This window comes from Segatella copri (assembly GCF_949820605.1).
Classification (GTDB): domain Bacteria; phylum Bacteroidota; class Bacteroidia; order Bacteroidales; family Bacteroidaceae; genus Prevotella.
This window is the reverse complement of sequence record NZ_CATKVU010000006.1, coordinates 334168-356192: the sequence shown is the minus strand read 5'-3', so window position 1 is coordinate 356192 and position 22025 is coordinate 334168. Positions and strand designations below refer to the sequence as shown.

The 22025-nt window shown below is 43.3% G+C and carries 19 protein-coding genes, 1 tRNA gene and 2 pseudogenes; 13 read left to right on the top strand and 9 right to left on the bottom strand.

Annotated elements, in window-relative coordinates:
• Both RCO84_RS02520 and RCO84_RS02515 read right to left on the bottom strand, forming a co-directional pair.
• A complete protein-coding gene (locus tag RCO84_RS02520) occupies positions 1-603 on the bottom strand; it encodes a hypothetical protein (protein WP_287839268.1) in 603 nt (200 codons plus the stop codon).
• Positions 604-737: 134 nt separating this feature from the next.
• On the bottom strand, positions 738-1403 hold the full coding sequence (locus tag RCO84_RS02515; protein WP_317577030.1) for a SprT-like domain-containing protein: 666 nt from the start codon (positions 1401-1403) through the stop codon (positions 738-740).
• Positions 1404-1588: 185 nt separating this feature from the next.
• On the opposite strand from RCO84_RS02515, the pseudogene RCO84_RS02510 reads away from it, so the two are divergent.
• Positions 1589-1798, top strand: a pseudogene (locus RCO84_RS02510) (ABC transporter permease); the annotation flags it as partial.
• A 259-nt stretch (positions 1799-2057) separates the two neighbouring features.
• Positions 2058-2139: transfer RNA gene (locus RCO84_RS02505), tRNA-Tyr, on the top strand.
• A gap of 103 nt (positions 2140-2242) precedes the next feature.
• Here RCO84_RS02505 and RCO84_RS02500 read toward each other — a convergent pair.
• Positions 2243-3817: an ATP-dependent DNA helicase gene (locus RCO84_RS02500; RefSeq protein ID WP_317583780.1), complete on the bottom strand. Its 1575-nt coding sequence runs from the start codon at positions 3815-3817 to the stop codon at positions 2243-2245.
• Positions 3818-3894: 77 nt separating this feature from the next.
• Between RCO84_RS02500 and RCO84_RS02495 the strand changes: the two genes are divergently transcribed.
• The 3 genes from RCO84_RS02495 to rsmD are packed head-to-tail and all read left to right on the top strand — an operon-like array spanning position 3895 to position 5814.
• Complete coding sequence (locus RCO84_RS02495) at positions 3895-4374, top strand: hypothetical protein (RefSeq protein WP_118190105.1); 480 nt, start codon at positions 3895-3897, stop codon at positions 4372-4374.
• Between the two features lie 5 nt (positions 4375-4379).
• Positions 4380-5189: a DUF3822 family protein gene (locus RCO84_RS02490; protein ID WP_006847081.1), complete on the top strand. Its 810-nt coding sequence runs from the start codon at positions 4380-4382 to the stop codon at positions 5187-5189.
• 55 nt (positions 5190-5244) lie between these two features.
• A complete protein-coding gene (gene rsmD / locus RCO84_RS02485; RefSeq protein ID WP_317585491.1) occupies positions 5245-5814 on the top strand; it encodes a 16S rRNA (guanine(966)-N(2))-methyltransferase RsmD in 570 nt (189 codons plus the stop codon).
• Between the two features lie 49 nt (positions 5815-5863).
• Here the strand turns inward: rsmD and cls are convergent, their stop codons facing one another.
• Positions 5864-7288 carry a cardiolipin synthase gene (gene cls / locus RCO84_RS02480; protein WP_317583779.1) on the bottom strand — a complete coding sequence of 475 codons (1425 nt, stop codon included), beginning with the start codon at positions 7286-7288 and terminating at the stop codon, positions 5864-5866.
• A gap of 70 nt (positions 7289-7358) precedes the next feature.
• Positions 7359-9320, bottom strand: coding sequence for a DNA primase (dnaG, locus tag RCO84_RS02475; RefSeq protein ID WP_317573457.1), 1962 nt, complete (start codon positions 9318-9320; stop codon positions 7359-7361).
• 207 nt (positions 9321-9527) lie between these two features.
• Between dnaG and RCO84_RS02470 the strand changes: the two genes are divergently transcribed.
• A complete protein-coding gene (locus RCO84_RS02470) occupies positions 9528-12062 on the top strand; it encodes a glycosyl hydrolase 115 family protein (protein WP_317583777.1) in 2535 nt (844 codons plus the stop codon).
• Between the two features lie 142 nt (positions 12063-12204).
• On the opposite strand, the pseudogene rhuM reads toward RCO84_RS02470, so the two are convergent.
• From rhuM to RCO84_RS02455, 3 genes and pseudogenes are all read right to left on the bottom strand, one after another.
• Positions 12205-12291 (bottom strand): annotated as a pseudogene (rhuM, locus tag RCO84_RS02465) (RhuM family protein); the annotation flags it as partial.
• 20 nt (positions 12292-12311) lie between these two features.
• The gene (locus tag RCO84_RS02460; RefSeq protein WP_264900917.1) at positions 12312-12512 is read right to left on the bottom strand and encodes a hypothetical protein; all 201 of its coding nucleotides are present in this window, start codon (positions 12510-12512) and stop codon (positions 12312-12314) included.
• Between the two features lie 233 nt (positions 12513-12745).
• Entirely contained in the window at positions 12746-12901 is a 156-nt protein-coding gene (locus tag RCO84_RS02455) for a hypothetical protein (RefSeq protein ID WP_297156643.1), read from the bottom strand.
• Between the two features lie 270 nt (positions 12902-13171).
• Here RCO84_RS02455 and RCO84_RS02450 point away from each other — a divergent pair, with 270 nt between their 5' ends.
• The 6 genes from RCO84_RS02450 to RCO84_RS02425 all read left to right on the top strand — a co-directional run bounded on the left by RCO84_RS02450 (position 13172) and on the right by RCO84_RS02425 (position 20081).
• A complete protein-coding gene (locus tag RCO84_RS02450) occupies positions 13172-13771 on the top strand; it encodes an HU family DNA-binding protein (protein WP_317583773.1) in 600 nt (199 codons plus the stop codon).
• A gap of 105 nt (positions 13772-13876) precedes the next feature.
• Positions 13877-15376 carry an RNA-binding domain-containing protein gene (locus RCO84_RS02445; RefSeq protein WP_317583770.1) on the top strand — a complete coding sequence of 500 codons (1500 nt, stop codon included), beginning with the start codon at positions 13877-13879 and terminating at the stop codon, positions 15374-15376.
• A 3-nt stretch (positions 15377-15379) separates the two neighbouring features.
• Complete coding sequence (locus RCO84_RS02440; RefSeq protein ID WP_317583769.1) at positions 15380-17497, top strand: AAA family ATPase; 2118 nt, start codon at positions 15380-15382, stop codon at positions 17495-17497.
• On the top strand, positions 17494-18543 hold the full coding sequence (gene mcrC, locus RCO84_RS02435) for a 5-methylcytosine-specific restriction endonuclease system specificity protein McrC (protein WP_317583767.1): 1050 nt from the start codon (positions 17494-17496) through the stop codon (positions 18541-18543). Before RCO84_RS02440 ends, mcrC begins: the two co-directional genes overlap by 4 nt.
• A 434-nt stretch (positions 18544-18977) precedes the next feature.
• Positions 18978-19622 (top strand): hypothetical protein, encoded by a 645-nt coding sequence (locus tag RCO84_RS02430; RefSeq protein WP_264910257.1) that lies wholly within the window; start codon positions 18978-18980, stop codon positions 19620-19622.
• Between the two features lie 141 nt (positions 19623-19763).
• Positions 19764-20081: an outer membrane beta-barrel protein gene (locus RCO84_RS02425; protein ID WP_317573971.1), complete on the top strand. Its 318-nt coding sequence runs from the start codon at positions 19764-19766 to the stop codon at positions 20079-20081.
• An 11-nt stretch (positions 20082-20092) separates the two neighbouring features.
• Here RCO84_RS02425 and pepI read toward each other — a convergent pair whose 3' ends face one another.
• Positions 20093-20974 (bottom strand): proline iminopeptidase, encoded by an 882-nt coding sequence (pepI, locus tag RCO84_RS02420; protein ID WP_317583766.1) that lies wholly within the window; start codon positions 20972-20974, stop codon positions 20093-20095.
• A gap of 335 nt (positions 20975-21309) precedes the next feature.
• On the opposite strand from pepI, the gene RCO84_RS02415 reads away from it, so the two are divergent.
• Complete coding sequence (locus tag RCO84_RS02415) at positions 21310-21912, top strand: riboflavin synthase (protein WP_022120073.1); 603 nt, start codon at positions 21310-21312, stop codon at positions 21910-21912.
• Positions 21913-22025: the final 113 nt, after the last annotated feature.

The following is a 22025-nucleotide window of genomic DNA, read 5'->3' as shown; positions in this document are numbered from 1 at the left end:
TTATGCACCACAAGTCCGAAACCATGACCAGAAGGTGAGATAGAAGCAATATTCCAGGAGCGTTACCTCCATGTCAAACTTACGCTTATAGGTATCTACCGCATAGCTGATAGCCTGGAAGGTATAGAACGAGATACCTACAGGCAGAGCGATAGACTGCAGGGAGAAGTTGGTGCTGAACATCTCGTTGACTACATCGCCAATGATGAAATTGGTATATTTGAAATAGCACAGCAGAGTCAGGTCTACAAGCACCACGAAGGTGAGCAGCGCAAACGGAATACTGCCCAGACATACAAAGACATGGGTAGGTTTGATACGTTGGATATAATGCTGCAGGGTATCGGTAGCAGCCCAGTTTCTGGTGCCCGAACTCACCCAGGTAATACAGGTGAGCTTATGACCGTTCTTGTTGGCATAACCAGCCAGTCGCAGACCTAGATATTCCGACATCGAGTCACCGAAGATCAGTACTCGCTGCGCCGCCGTATCCACGGGTTTCTTTATCATGCTGTCAGCCTTTTCCTCTTCAGCAAGCTCTGCCTCGCTTTTACCGGTGAGCGCATCCATTCCAATCTGTTTCAGCGGAATGTTTTCAGCCACTTACTCTGGAATAAAGGCATAAGCCAGCAGTCCTCCAATGGTTATTGCCAGCAGGGCTATCATTTTCCAGGTTTCTTTCATTTTATATCTTTAATGAATTTTGGTTATTCTTTTTCTTATACATTCGCCCGTCATTACAGCTGAAAGGGAGTGAGTACATTCAGCAACTTTCCGAAATCGGTCTTCGAGATGCGCCTTCCTCTCAAGCTGCGCACCTGCGGATAGTCTTCGAAATAGTTCTCCATCGTAGTATACCACTGATGAGAAACCACTTCCCTGAGCGTCTTCAGTTGATTTTCGATGCGACGGGCAAAACTCGGATTCACTCTCGAGAGATAATGTCTTCCATCATTCATTTCGATGGCAAGCATCAGATAAATTTGCGGTCCCTTTTTCTCTTTCCTGCTTCTTACGGTTTCGCTTACCTTCCAACCCTTGGTGGATGTCGATACTCTGATATCCCAGCCATACTGGCTGTTGAGCTTATTCATCAGCCCCTTGAACACAACCCCGTGAGCCGAAGTATCTTTCAGTCCCGTATAACCGATGATGTAATGTATCATCTCGTGGAGCAAGACACTCTTTGCCTGCTTGTCGGTCATATCATAATAAGTAGACATGGAGAGTTTGAAATCGTAGAGTTTGGTGCGCCCCCATCTGGAGGCCCGCTTATAGGCAAGTTGCCCCAAGCGAGTCTTGGCATGAGTAAGTCCGAGTTCAGGAACAGGCAGTTTTCCCCCGAAATATTTCTGATCGAAACGCCTGAACCACTCCTCCATCCATTCTATTGTAACAATCATGTATGTATATTTATTCAATAATTATTCAGTTCTGTATATCAGATATTACAAAACGTTTGCAAAGATACAACTTTTTCTTTGTTTCTTTCAATATTTATCGAAAAATGCATAACTTTGCACGCAAATTTACAATAAAAATGAACAAGACAGCACAGCATATGCTACTCTACTCCCCTATCTTCATCATCATCATCGGTATCTCGCTCTTCCTGCTCTTCATCACGCTGGGCATTCCGCAGGGGTATACTACCGTGGTACTCTCGCATATCACCTTCTGTCTGCCATACGTTATTCTGAGTGTGATGCCAAGACTGAAGCAGATGAATCCTAACCTCTATGAGGCGGCACTCGATCTGGGCGGCGGCATCGTTATCTTCCTGCTAGCCGTAGTCCTTGCTCTCACGGTATTCGTTGCCATCAAGAAATATGAGCATTACAAGCACAGAAGGCTGTCGAGGAAACACCGCAGAAGACATGTGGTAAGGGTAAAAAGGTAAAAGGGTAAAAAAGTAAAAGGTAAAAGAGAGGGAAAAACCTATTTTATAGGGGAGAATGAACATTTTTTGAAGAAAAAGAGAAAAAAATGCCGAAAAAATTTGGTAATATCAAATAAAAGCATTACCTTTGCACTCGCTTTTGAGATATAAAGCTTTCGGGTAGTTACCAGAGTGGACAAATGGGGCAGACTGTAAATCTGCTGGCTATGCCTTCGGTGGTTCGAATCCATCACTACCCACTTTTCCCAAAAAATAACTCAAAAATTTAAGAGTCCGACTTTCGAGAGAGAGCCGGACTTTTTTCTTTTCATATAAATCCTGAACAAAAGAAGAAGAGTAATATCACTCTCCTTCTACCTGCGTCTTTGGCCAATTCACCAAATACAGCATTTCTGTGGCTCGTGTAAATGCAGTATAGAGCCAATGGATATAATCGGGAGTAAGCATATCATCCGTCATATAGCCCTGGTCTACATAGACATGCGACCACTGTCCGCCCTGCGCTTTATGACAGGTAACGGCATAGGCAAACTTCACTTGCAGAGCATTGAAATACGGATCCTGCCGGATTGCCTTCATACGGTCTGCCTTCAGTGGTATGTCCTGATAATCTTCCTCTATCTTATGGAAAAGCTGCTCTTGCTGATCATGGGTCAAAGCAGGAGCCTCACTCGTCAAAGTGTCCAGTAATACCGTAGCCTCCAGTTCATAATTGTCATAATCGGGGAATTTCAACAGAAGGGTGGCAAAATGAAAGCCGTAGAGGTCGATGCGACGGCTCACCTTCATCACCTTCGCCCTATCTCCATTAGCCAGGAAAGCAGGAAGTTCGTTACTTTGAACTTCTTTACTTTGAACTTTGAACTTGGAACTCGGAACTTTATGATTAGCTAAACTATTGAATTGGCTTTTCCTTCGGCCGCCGAACGCAGTTTCTTCACTCTTCACTCTTCTTTCTTCACTTTCCTTTATTTTCTTTCTTTCTTCCTCCATCCAATAATAATTGTTCTTCACAATCATCAGCATGTCGCCACTCTCCAGTTCCTCTTCCCTATCAAGCACCATGTTGCGGATGCCCTGGTTGAAGATGTTGGCGCGCTTGTTGCTACGAGTCACAACAATGGTATCGTCCAGTCCTACATGATGATAACTGTCGCCAAGAGCCTCGATGAGTTCTGCACCCGGCATCTCCCTGATATCCGAGAAACCGGAGAAACGGATTTTAGGCAGTTGGGTAATGTCATCGTGGGTAATCATCTGGCGGATACGGGTAGCATTAAAGAGGATGCCCGACTGCTGACTCTGGCGGACTACCTCGTTCAAATCGCACTCATAAACCGACAGCCCATACCCCTGGAGCATCGAAGCAGAAAGAGCTGGTGATTCTTCCTCACCAACAGGAGGCAACTGTGCCTTATCGCCTATTAGCAAGAGGCGGTCGTTACGTCCCTGATATACAAAATGAACCAGATCATCTAGCAGACAGCCGCTGCCAAAGGTGGTTCCACCCAATCCCAGATTGGCAATCATCGAAGCCTCATCTACCATAAAAAGCGTATCAGTATAGAGATTATCATTAAGATTGAACTGGCCATCCACTCCGGCAAACGCCTTTTCGCGATAGATGCGGCGATGAATGGTATAGGCAGGCATCCCGCTGTTCAGAGAGAAGACCTTAGCCGCCCTACCCGTAGGAGCAAGGAGCATCACCTTCTGGCGAACAGCACGGAGCGTACGGACGATAGCACCCGAAAGCGATGTCTTACCAGTACCCGCACTACCCCGGAGAATCATCACAGCATGAGGATTACTATCCGTCATAAACTGCACGAAAACATCGAGCGCTTGAGCCTGTTCTGGGGTTGGCGGAAAGCCAAATTGCTGTAATATCTGATATTTTAACTCTTCAATGTTCATATTTCGAAAACTTTTAGTATCTTTGCAGAAAATTTACTGCACCTATTTGCTGTGCAAAAGTAATAATACTTTTTGAAATGAGAAAAAGAATAAAGAATAATTATATTTTGGGAGCATGCGTCATCATCATGATGCTACTCTGTATTCTGAGTGTGAGCCAGCCCATCCGCTTCCAGAAAGCCATGGCTAGCAGAGAAGCAGAGGTGAAGGAAAAACTGATGCAGATACGTCAGGCTGAAGAGAAATACAAGGCGAAACACGGCGTATATACTGGCGATTTCCCGACACTGGTAAAAGGCAAGTTCTTACAGGAAGATGCCCAATACATTCCCTATGCCGACGGTAAGAAGTTTACACTCGCAGCCACGGTTATCGTAGGAAAAAGCGGTAAGCAGATTCCGGTGATGGAATGTGGGGCCGGTTATGAAACCTTCCTCGACGGACTCGATGAAGGTTCCATCCAGCAGAAGATAGAGGAGGCCAACTATGCCGGCAACTATCCCGGACTCAAGATAGGCGATTTAACGACAGATAATAACAACGCAGGTAATTGGTAACAGATATGCAAATAAAAGGTAACAACATTCAGCAAGCACGACTCACCATCCGCGTGAGCAGAAACACCCTCAGTTTTTCGGTAGTTGACCGTGAAGCTGAGCATCAGCTCATCTATGAACCTTATACAGTAAAGAGTGGTGTTTCGATGGCAGCCAACTTGCGTCAGGCTTTCAAGGAGAGTACTCTCCTGCAGCGGGGATACCAGAAGGTACGCGTATATCTCGATTCGCCTATCCTGCTGGTTCCTATCGAAGAATTTCATGAAGAGGATATCGATGTGCTCTATCAGCATGCCTTCAACAGTCATAACAGCGATGCCATTCTCTACAGAGTGCAGCCGGAACTGAATGCGGTAGCGGTATTCCCTATCAACAAGGATTTGAAGATGGTGGTAGAAGACAACTTTAAGGATGTCCGCTTCACACCTATCATGCAACCGATGTGGCACTATCTGCACCATCGCAGTTTCACCGGCATTCACCGCAAGCTCTATGTTTATTTCCACGACAAGAAGCTGGACGTTTTCGGTTTTGAGAAGAACCGTTTCAAATTCTTCAACTCGTTCAATGCCGAGCATGCCAAGGATGCCCTCTATTTCATTCTCTATGTATGGAAGCAGTTAGGATTCAACCAGATGCAGGATGAGTTGCATGTATCAGGCAATGTTCCGGATAAGGACTGGTTCCTCTACAACACGAAACTCTATATCAAGAAGACCTTCATTCTGAATCCTGCCGCCGAATTCAACCGTGCGCCCATCACAGAGATTAAAGGTCTGCCATTCGATTTGATGGCGCTGTACCTAAGTAAGTAAGACAAGAGTTGATAGTTAAAAGTTGATAGTTAAGAATTCAACAGAATAGCTTATCATAAAGTTCAATGTTCAACATTCAAAGTTCAAAGTAAATATGAGAATCATAACAGGACTATATAAGGGACGCCATTTCGACATTCCACGTTCGTTTAAGGCACGTCCGACAACAGATTTTGCAAAGGAGAACATCTTTAATGTGCTGCAGGGATATATTGATTTCGAAGATACCTCTGCCCTCGACCTTTTTGCCGGTACGGGCAGTATTTCGCTCGAACTGGTATCACGAGGCTGCAACCGGGTAATCAGCGTAGAGGCCGACCGCGATCATGCCAACTTCATACGCCAATGTTTTCAGAAGTTGGGCGAAGACAAAGATATTCTGATTCGTGGTGATGTATTCCGTTTCCTGAAGACCTGCAAGCAGAAGTTTGACTTTATCTTTGCCGATCCTCCATACGCCCTGAAGGAGCTGCCGCAGATTCCAAACCTCGTTCTGAATGGTGACTATCTCAACGAAGGAGGCATCTTCGTCTTTGAGCATGGCAAAGACTATGATTTCTCCGAGCATCCACGATTTCTGGAGCACAGAAGTTACGGAAGCGTAAACTTCTCAATATTCAGATAGGAAAAAATCCCCGTTTGCACCAGACAAGATGCAAACGGGGATTTATTCGTTACAACAGCGGCGAGAGTAATCTTACCGTACTCTCGAAAAGGCGCTGCAGGAACGGACGTTTTACGAAATAAGATACATCATCTACCAGGATGCTCTTCGCCTCATCCCGCAGATAGACAGCCTTCACGCGCTGCGCCATCCCCTCATCAAAGAAGAACGCATTCGCTTCGAAATTATTCTCAAAACTTCGGAAATCGATATTCGTACTGCCTATCGTACAGAGATTATCATCACTTACGAGCAATTTACTATGATTAAAGCCTGCCGTATAGAGATAAACCTTTACGCCAGCCTCTATCGCCTCCATCACATACGAACGTGATGCCCACTCTACCAGTTTGGCATCAGCATGACGAGGCAACATCAGACGGATATCCACACCCGCCAGAGCTGCTGTTCGCATGGCAAACAATACGGGTTCAGTTGGCAAGAAATAAGGCGTTTCCATATACACATACTTCCGGGCCTGAAGCAGGATGCGGACATAGCCCTGCATGATATCAGGCCAAGGACTGATAGGACTGCTCGTAACTATCTGTACGAGACAATTGTTGTGGATATGCGCACTGACCGGCGGATAATACTGGCGATTGGTAACCAACGTACGGTCTACGAAATACCAGTCTACCAGAAAGGCTCTCTGAATGGCGTAAACGCCACCGCCCTCAATACGGAGATGCGTATCGCGCCAAGCCTGTTTCTTATCACCTTTCACATAGCGCAGAGCTATATTCATGCCGCCGATAAAGCCCACCTTACCATCTATGACACAGAGTTTGCGGTGGTTACGATAGTTTACCTTACTCGTAAAAGCCGGAAAGCGGACTGGCATGAACGAATGTATATCAATGCCTGCATCACGCATACGTTCAAAGAATTCATCCTTCACTTTCCAGCAGCCTACATCATCATAAATCAGTCGCACCTCCACTCCCTGCTCCGCCTTATCAATCAAGGCATCAGCTATCAGATATCCCAAGGCATCGGCTTCGAAGATATAGGTATCGAGATGAATATGATGCTTTGCCTGTCCTATATTATATAATAAGGTAAGGAAGAAATCGTAGCCATCGGTATAAATATCCACCTGATTATCTTTAAAAGGCAGCGCCCAACTCTGGTTGGCAAAGAGATTCATCAGCGGTTTATTGCTGTCTGGCAGGTGAAGATTCTCCTGCTCTACGAACTCGAGCATGGAGCGCTTGGTGAGCTGGTCCATGCTGCGGTCGCTGATAAGACGTTCCTTGCGGGTATTCTGTCCGAAGAAGAAATAGAAGATAATACCCACAAAGGGGATGAAGAAGAAGACCAATATCCATGCCATCGTCTTGGCGGGCTGACGATTGTCCATCAAGACGGTAATGATAGCCGGAACGGTTATCACGACATAAAGCAACAGATATATCCAGTGAAAATAAATCATATAGCATTTCTCCTTTTAAATCTCTAATACTTCTTTACAGAGTTTCTCCCCCACAGGACAGGAGTTCCGGTTAATTGAAGATATTGTTTGCCTGACTCGCCAGAAGCGTGTTCATCTGCTTGAGTTTCATAAACTCCTGCAGCAGTTCACGATTGGTCGGATTCTTGGCAAATTCCTGCTGAACCTCAATAATACGCTGAGCAATATAATGAGTACGGAAGCTCAAGATGTCTTTAAAGACAAACTGACGGAGTTTGTCGGCACTCATCTTCATCTGCAGACTAGCCGTAGATACCTCCTGGGCACCTGTAGGCAAACCTGCCAACCTGCTGATTTCCGGATTCGGATGATTGGCAAAATAAGTTTCGGCGACAAAATCATCTTCTTTTTCGAGATGCTCCACAGCCTCCTGCATAATCTGATTATATAAATCATTATGAAACTTAAAGCCATCTCCACCCAAATCAAGACTGATATACTGGGCCACAGCTACCTCCACATCATTTCCGTCTACATCCTGTACCGTGATGAGTTGGTCGCCATGATGAATAATCAACTGTACCAGAAGTCCTTCTACCTCCAGAAGTTTATCCAGTGGGGTAACCGCTCTCATTGCTGATTGCGCCTGCTGCGCTGCCGCTACAGTCGAATCTTTCAATCCCGCAGCACGTCGCTCTGCCTTTACCTGCTCACTCATACCGTTTCGCACAAAATTATTCAAGGCATTCACGATGATTGCCTCGTTCACGCCCAAACGGTGAGAACAGTCGGTGATATAAGAAGCGCGCGTTATCTGATTCTTGATTTTCGAGATGCTCTCTACAATCGAATTGATAGCCTGGCTTCGCTTTACAGGGTCTGTCACGCCGCGTAGCAGAATATCGGTCTTAAACTGTATGAAATCGGTCTGATTCTCCTGAATATATCTTCTGAATTCCTCTGCCGAATGACTGCGGGCGAAACTGTCAGGGTCATTACCGTCAGGGAGAAAGAGTACCTTTACGTTCATCTCTTCTTCAAGCAGCATATCGGTACCTCGCAGCGCAGCATGAATACCCGCATTATCGCCGTCATAGAGAAGAACGATATTACTGGTAAAGCGGTGCAGCAATCTAATCTGATGCACGCTCAGCGCTGTACCCGAGTTAGCCACTACATTTTCGATGCCACACTGATGCATCGAGATAACATCGGTGTATCCTTCCACCATAAAGACACAATCCTCCTTGGCTATCGCCTTCTTGGCCTGATAGAGTCCATAGAGTTCGCGCTCCTTATGATAGATAACGCTATCAGGCGAGTTGACATATTTCTGGCTGATGCCCTTGGTTCGGCTGTCGAGAACTCGTCCGCCAAAAGCCACCACCTTGCCGCTCACGCTGAACCAGGGGAAGATGGCTCTACCAGAAAAACGGTCAAGAATCTTATCCTCACCCGACTTATTGCCGGCTTCGTCCTTATCCACCTTGAAGCAGAGTCCCGTATCAACCAGATATTTCGGATTATAGCCAGCCGCCTTAGCCGCCTCAGCAAGAGCAGTACGCTTAGGGAGCGCAAAACCCAACTGGAATTTTCTGATGATATCATCCCTGAAACCTCTTCCTCGGAAATAGGCCATACCGATAGCGATGCCATCCACATCATGCAAGAGAATATCCTGAAAATATTTCGCCGCCCAATCGTTGACGATAAACATGGATTCCCTTTCGCTCTCGCGCTGTTTTTCTTCGTTGGTCAGTTCCCGTTCCTGAATCTCAATTTTATATTTCTTGGCGAGCCAGCGAAGGGCATCGGGATAGGTCATCTGTTCCAGTTCCATCAGAAAGTTGATTGCATTGCCTCCCTTTCCGCAGGTAAAGCAATGACAGATACCTCTTGTTGGAGATACAGAGAAAGATGGATTGGAATCGTTATGAAAAGGACACAAGCCGACATAATTGATGCCACGCTTCTTGAGCGTAACAAACTCAGATACCACCTCTTCTATCTTGGTGGCATCCATAATTTTTGCTATCGTCGGTCTGTCTATCATTATATATATTCTTTTTTCTGTTTTTACTATGCAAAATTACTATTTTTCTTTGAAAACACAAAGAGAAACGGACAGAAAAGTAAAAATGAAACATATTAAAATCTAAAGGTTACATAAAATAAAGTACATTCGGATAGTTTTGGCTATCTTTGCAACCGGCAAAAACACATTGCTGACAATCGGGAAATAACAACAAAATAAATAAATATGAAACTAAACAACATCAAGCGAACATTCCTGGCAAGCGCTGCCCTGCTCTCAACTATCAGCATGAGCGCAGCCGACAGATTTGTGAATTTCAAGCAAGGAGACTTGCTGCTGAATGCCAACAACCAGGTAGAAATCTACATGGATACCAACGACTGCAAGGGAGTGAGCTATGCTGCTCATGCCCTGCTGAAAGATATAAAAAGTGTGAGTGGAGCCACAGCCACCCTCACCTCGGATGCCGGTTTTCTGAAAAAAGCCGACACTGTCCGACCAGCTATCCTCGTAGGTACCATCGGCCATTCAGCAGCCATCGACCAACTGGTGAAACAGAAGCGCATCAACGGAAATCTACTGAAGGGCAAACGGGAAAAGTTTATCATCACGCTCACAGATGGTCAGCTCGTCATTGCTGGCAGCGACCGCCGAGGCACCATCTATGGCATCTACGAACTCTCGCAGCAGATGGGCGTTTCACCTTGGTACGACTGGGCCGACGTGCCTATAGAGCATCACGATTCCATTTTCGTAAACAAGGGAATCTATACAGATGGTGAACCAGCCGTACGCTATCGCGGCATCTTCCTCAACGATGAAGCTCCCGGCCTCACCTCTTGGGTAAAGAACACCTACGGCACCGAGTATGGCGACCACCGATTCTATCAGCGCGTCTTCGAACTGGTATTGCGACTGAGAGGTAACATGATGTGGCCTGCCATGTGGGGCTGGGCTTTCTATGCCGATGACCCTGAAAACGAGAAGACGGCAGATGAGATGGGCGTAGTGATGAGTACTTCCCATCATGAGCCGATGGCACGCAACCATCAGGAATACGCCCGCAACCGAAAGGGATGGGGACCATGGAACTACCAGAAAAACAAGGCAAACCTGCAGAAGTTCTTCCGTGAAGGCATTGAGCGAATGAAGGGTACTGAACAGATTGTAACCATCGGAATGCGCGGCGACGGCGATGAAGCGATGAGCGAAGAGGCTGATACTAAGCTGATGACCAACATCATCAACGACCAGCGTAAGATTATCGCTGACATAACCGGAAAGAAGGCAAGCGAAACCCCGCAGGTCTGGGCACTATATAAAGAGGTATTGGATTACTACGACAAGGGCATGAAGGTGCCTGATGACGTAACCCTCCTGCTCTGCGATGACAACTGGGGTAACGTGCGCCGTGTGCCGAATGCCAAGGAACGCAAGCACAAAGGCGGTTGGGGCTTATACTATCACGTAGATTACGTAGGTGCTCCAAGAAACTCAAAGATGCTCAACGTTACTCCTGTGCAGAATCCTTGGGAGCAGTTGACGCTTGCTTACGAGAATGGCATTGACCGTCTCTGGATTCTCAATGTTGGCGACCTCAAGCCGATGGAATATCCTATCAGTCAGTTTATGGACATGGCTTGGAATCCACGTAAATACGATGTAAACAACATCACTCGCCATACCCGCGACTGGTGCGCACAGCAGTTTGGTGAATCGCAGGCCGATGAAGCAGCCCGCATTCTGAACCTCATCTGCAAGTACAACGGCCGCTGCACCCCAGAGATGCTTGACAAGAACACCTACAGTCTGGAAAACGGTGAATGGCAGGAGGTGGAAAACCAGTATCTCCAGCTCGAAGCCGATGCACTACGCCAGTACAACAGTCTGCCGGCATCCTATCACGATGCCTATCGCCAGATCATCCTCTTCCCTATCGAGCTGATGAGCAATCTGCACCAGATGTACTTTGCCCAGGCACAGAACCACGCCCTCTACAAGCAGGGCAATCCGAAGGCGAATGTATGGGCTGATGAATGCGAACGCCTCTTCAAGCGCGATTCACTCATCTGCGACTATTACAACCATAAGATGGCTGGCGGCAAGTGGAACGGAATGATGACCCAGAAGCATATCGGCTATAAGAGTTGGAATGATGATTTCGAGAAGGATACCTGTCCGGAGCTCTTCCGGGTAACCTCCAAGGATGGAGTGATTATCAGCGAAAACAACGGCGTGGTAGAAATCGAAGCTCCTTACTATAGCAGCAAGACGGATGCTGCCGAGGCTAAATGGACAGAGATTCCTTTCATGGGCAAAAGCGTATCGGCAATGACTCTGATGCCATATACTAAGAGTGTAAAGGGAGCTAGCATCACTTACAAGTTTAAGATGCAAGTTAGCAAAACTTCGGATGGCAAGGCATTTAATGGCAAGCAGAAGGTTCGCATTCATGTGATTACCAAATCAACCTTGGATTATCTCAACAAGGGCGGCTTAACCTATGGTGTAAGTTTAGATGGCACTTCTCCTGTAGAGATTAACTTCAACAAAGATTTGAACGAGAAGCCGGAGAATATCTACAATATCTATTATCCAACGATAGCCACTCGCATCGTGGACAAGGTGATAGAGCTAGAGCTGCCAGCCTCATCCGATGGCATCCACACCCTCACCCTCACTCCTAACGACCCAGCCATCGTCTTCGAGAAAATCGTGATTGATGGAAGAGGAGGAAAAAAGAGTGTCAAGGTGATTTAGACTGGCTGCATACAAACCTGCCAGTTTACATACGTTGGTTAGAGGGAAGTAAAGAGACAAATGTTCTACGTTTTACGCTAGATGACTATTGTCTCTTTACTTCCCGAACGACCGCAGGGAGTGATAACTTCTTTAACTTCTATAGTCGCTCTGTAGCCCATTGACGGAAACGCGTGCCTTGAATAGATTTTACACGATAGCCCACAGATATGATAACATCAAGGTTATATTAGGATCACTTTTTTTATTTCACTTCTCTCTCAACATCCATTCCCACGTAGGAAGAACATGAACCTGCTTGCCATCTATCTCAAGCTCTTCCTTCTCCTCCATCGTAAGAATATATCCCTCAGCCAAGCCATAAGCATTCATGGTTTCCATCAGCCCCTCGATTTCCCGCTTGCGAGTTTTCTCGTCATTCATCACTATCGTTACTTGATAAGCCTTCATGATTCTTATGCCCTCTCTAACAACAAAGTCGCACTCCTTCTTATCTGCATAATAAAAAACATCATATCCGCGGCGTTTCAACTCGACGAACACGATTTTTTAAGTAAACAACCAAATAAATCTTCATTTTTATTCATTCAGAATGAGTAATTTCTATCATTTTTGCTCATTCAGAATGAGTAAAAATGAGCAAAACCACTCATTCAGAATGAGCATTTCTTGAAAAGCGCCTTTTATTCACCTTCTACCTTGCATCCACTGAACCCCATTTCCTGCGCCTTCTCAGGTCCGAAGGTGTAATAGATAGTCTCAGCCTCATCACATACCTCCCCCTGCGAATTGCCAAGGATGAGATGGATGGTAACAATGTTGTGACTTATATGATGCAAGGAAGCAATTATAACGATGCAAGGAAACAATTATAACGATGCAAGAAAGCAATTATAACGATTGCGTGACATTTGTCATGCGATTATACGACACTTACCATACGGTCGGATGACAAATGCCGTATAATCACACGACATATACCAATGTTTAAATAACCCTAATATTTTACACCAAAAGATACAAGTTATCACATTATTATATATATTTGCATCATCTTTCATAGAAGACAAAGAATATAAAAAACAACGAACCATCAAACAACAAGAAATATGGAACTGAAATACGACATTTACATGCTCAACAATGCCCAGGGCATAGGAGAAAAGCGCCAATACGTTCGCATCGTGCAGCATGAACCTATGACCGAGAGACAATTGCAAGAGAAAATCCAGAACCGCTGCTCACTCACCAAGGGAGATGTGGCTGCGGTGTTGGCAGAGCTTCACGACCTTATGGTGGAAGAATTCTCACTGGGACGCCGCTTTTACATCCCAGAGATAGGCTACTTCTCCATGTCGGCTAGCCTAGAGATGCCAGAGGAGAATCCAGACAAGAAGATTACGGGCAAGGAAGTACGCATCACCGGCATCAACTTCCGACCAGAAGGTAAGCTAATGGAGGAAGTACAGCGCAACGTCCATTTCGTCCGCTCCCGCTATTCCAACCAATCTACAAAATACTCCGAGGAAAAGATGTTAGAGAATATCAAGGAGTATCTTCAAAAGAATCGTTACATCACCACTCGCATCATGCGCATCCACTTCGGCTTGACTCCATACATGGCTCAGAAGTGGCTCAACCATTTCTGCGAGAAAGGCATCATGGAGAAGGAAGGCACCCAGCATGCTCCTATCTACTTCTTGAAGTAGCGACCGCTCCGTCCCTTCACTGCAACTCACTGATTGACAGAGGATGATAGGTAAAAGTGAAAGGAGAAAGAATTTCAATTACTCAATTAAATCATCATTAAGATTATGACCAAGGAAGAGCTGATAGATAGAATCAACGACATCGAATGGGAGGACTTCGAGGCCAAGGAAGCCAAGAGCGAACTACCCAAGAATATATGGGAGACCGTAAGTGCATTCGCCAACACTTCTGGCGGATGGATAGTGCTTGGAGTGAAGCAGAATGGCAAGAAGTTTGAAATCTCCGGAGTTGACAATGCAGAGAAGTTGGAACAAGACTTCCTGGGCACCTTGCGTTCTCAGAAATTCAATGAGCCAGTCGATGCCAAGAGCATGCTCTATCATATAGATGGGCATAAGGTTTTGGCATTTCATATCGCCTCATCACCCCACAAACCCATCTACTATAACAATCCGCAGAATACATTCATCCGATTCGGCAGTGGAGACCAGCGAGCTACCAATGGCGAGATAACCGCCATGTTTCATAACCAATCATTCGGCATCAAGTCTGAGCAGATACTCTTAGACTCCGACCTCTCCATGCTCAATGAGGACACCATTCGTGACTATCGTAATTACTTCAAACTATACAGTCCTCGTCCCAATCTGATAGGCAATGACATCGCCGACTTCTGCAAGCGCATCGGCATCACCGATAATGAAGGGCATCTGAACTATGGTGGTTTGATGTGTTTTGGAAAAGAAGAATGGGTTCGCCGTTATGTCCCTACGTTTTGGATGGACTTGGTGGAGATTCCAGGCAGAAGCGTGAGAGAAGCCCGAACCCGCTATACCTACCGCATTCCCGAGCAAGAGAACCTTTGGGAGTATTTTCAGATTATGATCAGGAGACTGCGCCTCATCGTGGATACGCCTTTCATGATGAACGATGAGGGTTTCAATGTGGAAGATCGCTCACAGTTTAAGATTTTGCGAGAAGCATTAGTCAATATGCTCTCTCACTTCGATCCATTCAGCACCATTCACTCCTGCATTCATATCTATACCGACAGAGTCGAGTTCTTCAATGCCGGTGGCTATCCTGTGCCTATATCCCAACTGGGCAACCATCTCTATTCCAATCCTCGCAACCCGATTATCGCCAAGATATTCAGACTGGTAAATCTATCAGAAACCATCGGTTATGGTTTCGACATGATGAATGAGTGGAAGAAAATCACAGGAAATGACGTGACTTTTGAGAGTGATATCTGCACCAGCACTGTCACTTTTTGGCTGGATAGTGACAGAGCTACTAACAGAGAAAGTAACTATGTCAGTAACCATGTCAGTAACTATGTCAGTAACTATGTCAGTAACTATGTCACAGAAAACACTCAAAAGATTTTGGATTATTGCTTAACCCCAAAAACGAGAAGAGAAATTCTTACTTTTTTAGGATTAACATTCCAGACCAAAAACTACAAGATGCATATTGAGCCACTTGTCAGTCATGGATTTCTAGAGTTAACAATTCCTGAGATTCCGAAAAGTAGATTTCAGAAATTTAAGCTAACGGATAAAGGTAAAAAATTATTAATGACACTCTTAAAAAAGAAATAAAATATGAGTATTAGATTAAACAAAGCATTACGTAATCTCAATATCAGCCTTAAGACTGCTACTGATTTTTTATTAAGACACAAGGAATTAGGTGAAATTAGAGAAGAGCCATCCTTTAAACTTAATGAAAATCAGTACGAGGCATTGTGCCTTGAATTTAACAACACAAATGAAACAAAGAATCATATTGCATATCTTCATTTTATTAAGAAATCATTTCTTTTAGCATTTCCTACTGAAAATCTAAAAGGAATGACTCTTGACCAATACGCTGATACTAAAAATGAGGATTCCTTTTGCTATTGGATAGAAACACGCACATACAATCTTGGCTCTATTGGGGGAGGTAGCTCTTATAAATTAGGCATATTCAAATACCAACAGCGTAAGACAAAGGTTTGGGATGAAAGATTAACAAGTGATGGAATCTACGCTTGGCACTCCGAATACAATAAACCGACATCCTCTGAAGCATTTGAAGTTGTAAAAAAAGCCATAATTACAATTGCGACTAATGCACAAAGTGGAAATTTTGAAATTATAAATACAATCACAGAGCTTGGTGAAGAATATAAATGGAAAATTGCATTTTTGTATTCAAAGAAAGACTGCATTCCACTATTCAAGAAGAAAGATCTTGTCACTTTAGCTAAATATTTTGGAATGAAAAAAGCAAATAAAGCATCCATTTCAAAGCTCCAATCTGTAATCATTTCAGAACAAGGTCAAAAAGATATTTTTGAATTTACAGAAGAACTACAAAACATTCTTAAGGAACTAAAGAAAGAATCTACAAAAAAAGATATGGATACCCCAAAAGAAACAAATTACAATATAGACAAGCAATATTGGTGGCTCGTAGCCAGTCCTAAGATTTGGAGTTTCTCCAAGATGAAGGTCGGTGAAATCCAAGACTATACTCTTTATAATGAGAATGGCAATCCACGAAGAATCTTTCAGAACTTCGTGAATGCCAAGAAAGGGGATATTGTCATAGGGTATGAGGCTAACCCAGTGAAACAAATCGTTGCCATTGCCGAAATCGACACACCATCAGATGGGCAGCATATTTGTTTCAAAAAAGTTGAATCCCTGCAATACCCTATCGATTACGCCTCATTCAAGGATGCACCAGAGCTAAAAAGCATGGAATTCATTCAAAACAAGAATGGCTCACTATTCAAAGTTGCCCCTGACGAATATGAGTACCTGATTGATCTCATCAGAGAATCCAATCCAAAAGAAGAAAACAAACAGCTGAAACCCTATACACAAGAGAATTTTCTCAATGAGGTATATATGAGCGAAGAAGACTATACCAAGCTGCGCTTGCTCTTGCAAAACAAGAAGAACATCATCTTGCAAGGAGCACCTGGCGTAGGTAAGACATTCTCCGCTAAGAGATTAGCTTACTCTATGATGGGGGATATAGACGAATCGAGAATCGAATTCATCCAATTCCACCAAAATTATAGCTATGAGGATTTCATGATGGGGTATCGACCTAACGAAGATGGTGGATTCGAACTCAAAAAGGGAGTTTTCTATAACTTCTGTAAAAGAGCCCAAAGTAATCCGGACAAAGATTACTACTTCATTATAGATGAAATAAATCGTGGAAACCTGAGCAAGATATTTGGTGAATTGTTAATGCTAATAGAAAAAGACTATCGAGACACAGAAATTAAATTGGCTTATAATGGCGAAATGTTCAGCGTGCCAAGCAACCTATATATAATAGGTATGATGAATACTGCAGACAGAAGCCTTGCCATGATAGACTATGCCTTGCGCCGTCGATTTAGTTTCTATGAAATGACTCCTGGATTTGACACTGAAGGTTTCAAGAAGCACCAAGAGTCCATCGGAAATGATAAGTTTAATAAAGTTGTCAATGCTATAGTTTCACTCAACCATGACATAATCAATGACGACTCACTTGGTTCGGGATTCTGTATCGGGCACAGTTACTTCTGCGCATCCAATCCAAGCACCATCAATGATTTGTGGTTGGAGAATATCGTGGAATATGACATCAAGCCAATGCTTAGAGAATATTGGTTTGACAACGATTCGAAGTATCAAACGGCTGTAGAAAAACTATTAGATTCACTCAAATGACGAAAGACAAGAACATATTCATACTCAACATCTACTATATGCTCACTTATGCTTTTCGTGAGTTAAAGCAGAACAATTATGAAGAGATTGCTGGTGAGGATTTCGACAACATACAACAATTGTTTGCCGAAATTCTCATCAAGGGCATCTCATGCCAACTGAAACAAGGTATCTTCAAACAATATATCATTCGCAAAGACTCACTCCCTACCCTTCGCGGAAAACTTGACTTGAACGCTACCATCCAAAACAAGTTATGCAGAAAGCAAGAAATCGGTTGTGAATATGATGAGTTGTCAGAAAGCAACATCTTCAATCAGATTATAAAAGCTACAGTCTTTGGACTTCTTAAGCATGGAAATATCAAAAAAGATCAAAAAACTAAGCTAAAGAATCTCATGTTGTTCTTTTCAGGCATCGACATCATCGAACTAAGCACGGTAAAATGGAACATGCTGACATTCGACAGAAATAACAAGTCCTATCAAATGTTGCTTTATGTCTGTTATTTCCTTACCGAAGATATTCTGATGACAACTGAAAAGGGAAAATATAAGATGAAATCATTTACGGATGAACATCTTTGTCACCTTTTCGAAAAGTTTGTCTTAGAATACTATAGGGCTAAACATCCTGAATACAAGGCTCAAGCTGCACAAATAGATTGGAATATCGACCGAGAAGTATCTTCCACTCATGTTCTTCCTATCATGCAAACAGACATTTTACTTAGTATCAATGACCGAACGCTCATCATTGATACCAAGTATTATGGACATACTATGCAAGTGCAATTTGACAAAGCGACAATACATTCTAACAACTTGTACCAAATTCATACATATGTCATGAATAAGGACAAACTGCATTCGGGCAAAGTGGATGGCATGTTGCTTTATGCTAAAACAGACGAAGACATCACACCCAATGGAAGTATGAAGCTTGCGGATGGCAATACCATATACTTCCGCACTCTTGACCTCAACGTACCTTTCGCTGAAATAGAGAAGCAATTAGAGACCTTCGTATCGTATTCAAATTACTAAAAAACGCCGATACTGGTGCCAAAAGCGCATAAAAAAATCGACTTTTGGCACCAGTATCGGCACTTTTCTATGTTTTTCTGCTTATTTTTCGATATTTTATAGTATCTTTGCCCCATCATCAAAACGACAAAAGATATGCAGCAAAATATAATAGGAAGAAAGCGAGAAATCAACTTGTTGGAGATTAGCCAAGAAGAAAATTGGAATGAGCCGTGAGGACATCATGAAATCCTTGAAACTCACTTCTGGTGGAAAGTTGACCGAAGCCTTCAATGATTTGATAAGTTGTGACTTCATCAGAAAATACAATGCTTTCGGCAACAAGAACAATGGTGCCATGTTCCAGTTCACAGATTTGTACACCTTATTTTATTTACATTACACTAACAGAGCCCCTTTTTTAAGAGAGCTCAGTAATTCTAACATATCTGCTTATGTTAATATTTCTCCCCAAAAATAAAATAGACATTATGCAAAGAGTGATAATCATTCTTTGCATAATGTCTATTCCTTTTTTCCAATCGTTTTCTAAAAGGTATTCAAAGACAAACTTAAAGATAGATATTCCTTCTGAGAATATTCATTTTAGAATGCAAGTATATAAAGGCAAGAACTATTTTATTTTACCGAAAGTAGCTTTAAACTCTTTAAATAAATATATGGATAATGAAAGAATTTGGCAATGGCAGAAAACATATATTATTGGCAAAACAAATGTAATATTAGACAGTTTAAAAGCTGGAGACATCGTTGGAGATATATGTACTGGTTTTTATAAAATTCGTAAGAAAACTTCTTTTAGATTATTATATTTTATTCCACCACAAAAAATAGGATATGTCATATTACCTTATATGTATAATGAAAAAGCAAATAGACTTTATGTTAAAAATATTAGTGATTATATAACTACACCGGATACAAAATACCTCTATTCTATAGATGATAATCACCTTATATGGATAGAAAATACACCATCTTATGAAAAAATACCGAATGAAGTATGTCGTTTGCAGATATATAATCATCCATCACTAAGCGTAGAGAGAGAATTAAAGGAAGAATATTTTAAGAAATAAGAGTTCTAATGGCTTAAAACACAACTAAATAACTTTGCTTGAAAGGGAAAAATAAAATAAAATTCGAGAGAGTAAACTAAACTGTGTCAAACTACAATAAATGTAGTTTGACACAGTTTTTTAATTATGGACAACTTATAAATCGTTTACTTTAATAAAGAGTTTAAATGGAACAGCCGTGGAAACAAGGAGAACATGCAGCCCAGTTCTTCCTCTAGCCTCAATGCCAAGCTTTACAAGGCTTTCTGCAAGAATCGTTTCTCGGTTACGCTTGAAGCTAACGACATCTTCAACAAAAGCAATCGTGACATACGATTCTACAATAAGGATGTTACGCTTTGGCAAAGCAGCACCAGCGACAGTCGTGCCTTGCTCTTGACATTGCAATATAACTTTAACACATCTAAGAACCGATACAAGGGTAAGGGTGCTGGTAATGAGGAATTGAACCGTTTCTAATTCTAAAGAGCCTAATCTTTCTCCCCTAACCATTCTTCCAATACCTCGCAATACTCATCATTTTGCTCGGCAAATGGCATGTGTCGGGCTCCTACGAAGAGATGCCACTTGGAATCTGGGATACCATCGTAGAGCGTCTTTGCTACCAATGGAGTGCAGAGGTCATTGGTTCCACTCATCACAAGGCATGGTACTTGTATCTCGCCCAAGCGGTCGGTGTAATCATAATCACGGAGCGTACCTGTAGGAGTGTATTCGTTTGGTCCCCAACCATGGAGATAAGCCTCAGCACCAGCACGCTTCTTCCGGCGAAGACACTCTGGACTATCCTCCGTCACCTCACCGGCACAATGCAGGAGCATGAAGTGTTCATTCGCCTTGGCATACGCCTCGCTCGAAAAGTCATCCTTCGCCTCAGCCTCAGCGATGGCACGCTGGTCTTTCTCCGACATAAACTTAATCATGCGATGTTGCTCACTTGCCCAAAGCTTGCTGCTCGAAAGAGTACTGCTAAGAATGGTCGACTTCACGCCCTTCGCTTTCTTCTCTATCAGATAGATGATGGCAAGCATGCCGCCCCACGACTGTCCCAAGAGATGGAAATGGTCGATGTGGAGATAGTCGATGAGTGAACAGAGTTCGTTGAGCCAAGTCTCAGGAGTCCAGAGTTCGGGATGTCCCTCCACAAATGAGTTGCCACAGCCCAACTGGTCGTACATGATGACGGCTCTGCCTGATTCCGCTACCCTATCCAATAGCTCGAAATAGTTGTGGGTACTGCCTGGTCCACCATGCAAGAGGATGATAGGGCTCTTGCCCTCCTCTGTTTTACCTACGATACGATAATATGTTTGATAGCCCATGAAGGGCATGTATCCTTCCTTGATTTCCATTGTCTTCAAATGTTTTTATTGTTACCTAAACTGTGTTATCTAATTTTGCTGCTCCTATACCTTATTATATAGTCCCTCATTTTCCTTACGCAAGAACTCTGTCATTCGTTCCTTTGAAGGCACATTGAGTTGATACTTGGAGATAAATTGGAAAGACATGTATATCACATTTATCATGTGCATATATTATAATGTGCAAAAATATAAAAAATATGGCAATTAAACAAATATATCTTGCTTATTTTATCAAAAGAACTTAAATAATTTGGCTGTTTCTAGCTAATGCAATATCTTTGCATTCTAAATAATAATGAAACCAAATAAAAATAGAATATATGTTTAGTGGAATCGTAGAAGAAATGGCTACCGTCGTAGCTATCAGACATGATAAGGAGAACATCGACTTTACGTTGAAGTGCTCTTTCGTTGATGAACTCGGCATCGACCAGAGCGTGGCTCATAATGGTGTCTGCCTCACCGTGGTGGAAATCAAGGACGGTACCTATACCGTTACCGCCATGAAGGAAACCCTAGACCGCAGCAATCTGGGACTGCTCAAGGTAGGCGACAAGGTGAACGTAGAGCGTTCTATGGTGATGAACGGCCGTCTGGATGGTCATATCGTACAGGGACACGTGGACGAGACTGCCAAATGTATCGCAATGAAAGACGCTGATGGCTCTACTTATTTTACTTTCGAATATGAGCTCAACAAGGAAATGGCAAGAAAAGGATATTTCACGGTCGACAAGGGCAGCGTTACCGTTAACGGCGTTTCGCTCACCGTCTGTGATCCTACAGACAACACATTTACCGTTGCCATCATTCCTTATACCAGAGAGAATACCAACTTCTGCGACATCGAAGTGGGAACGGTAGTGAATATCGAATTCGACATTCTGGGCAAATATATCGCTCGACTCAAGAGCTTTGAATAAGCCAGCAAAGTTAAGTACGGACGTTCTAAAAAACTTGCACATTTCTTGCGTTTTGCGCACAAAGCAAGACTAAATGGGCATTTTTTTAATAAAATATTTGCGTAAGCCATAAA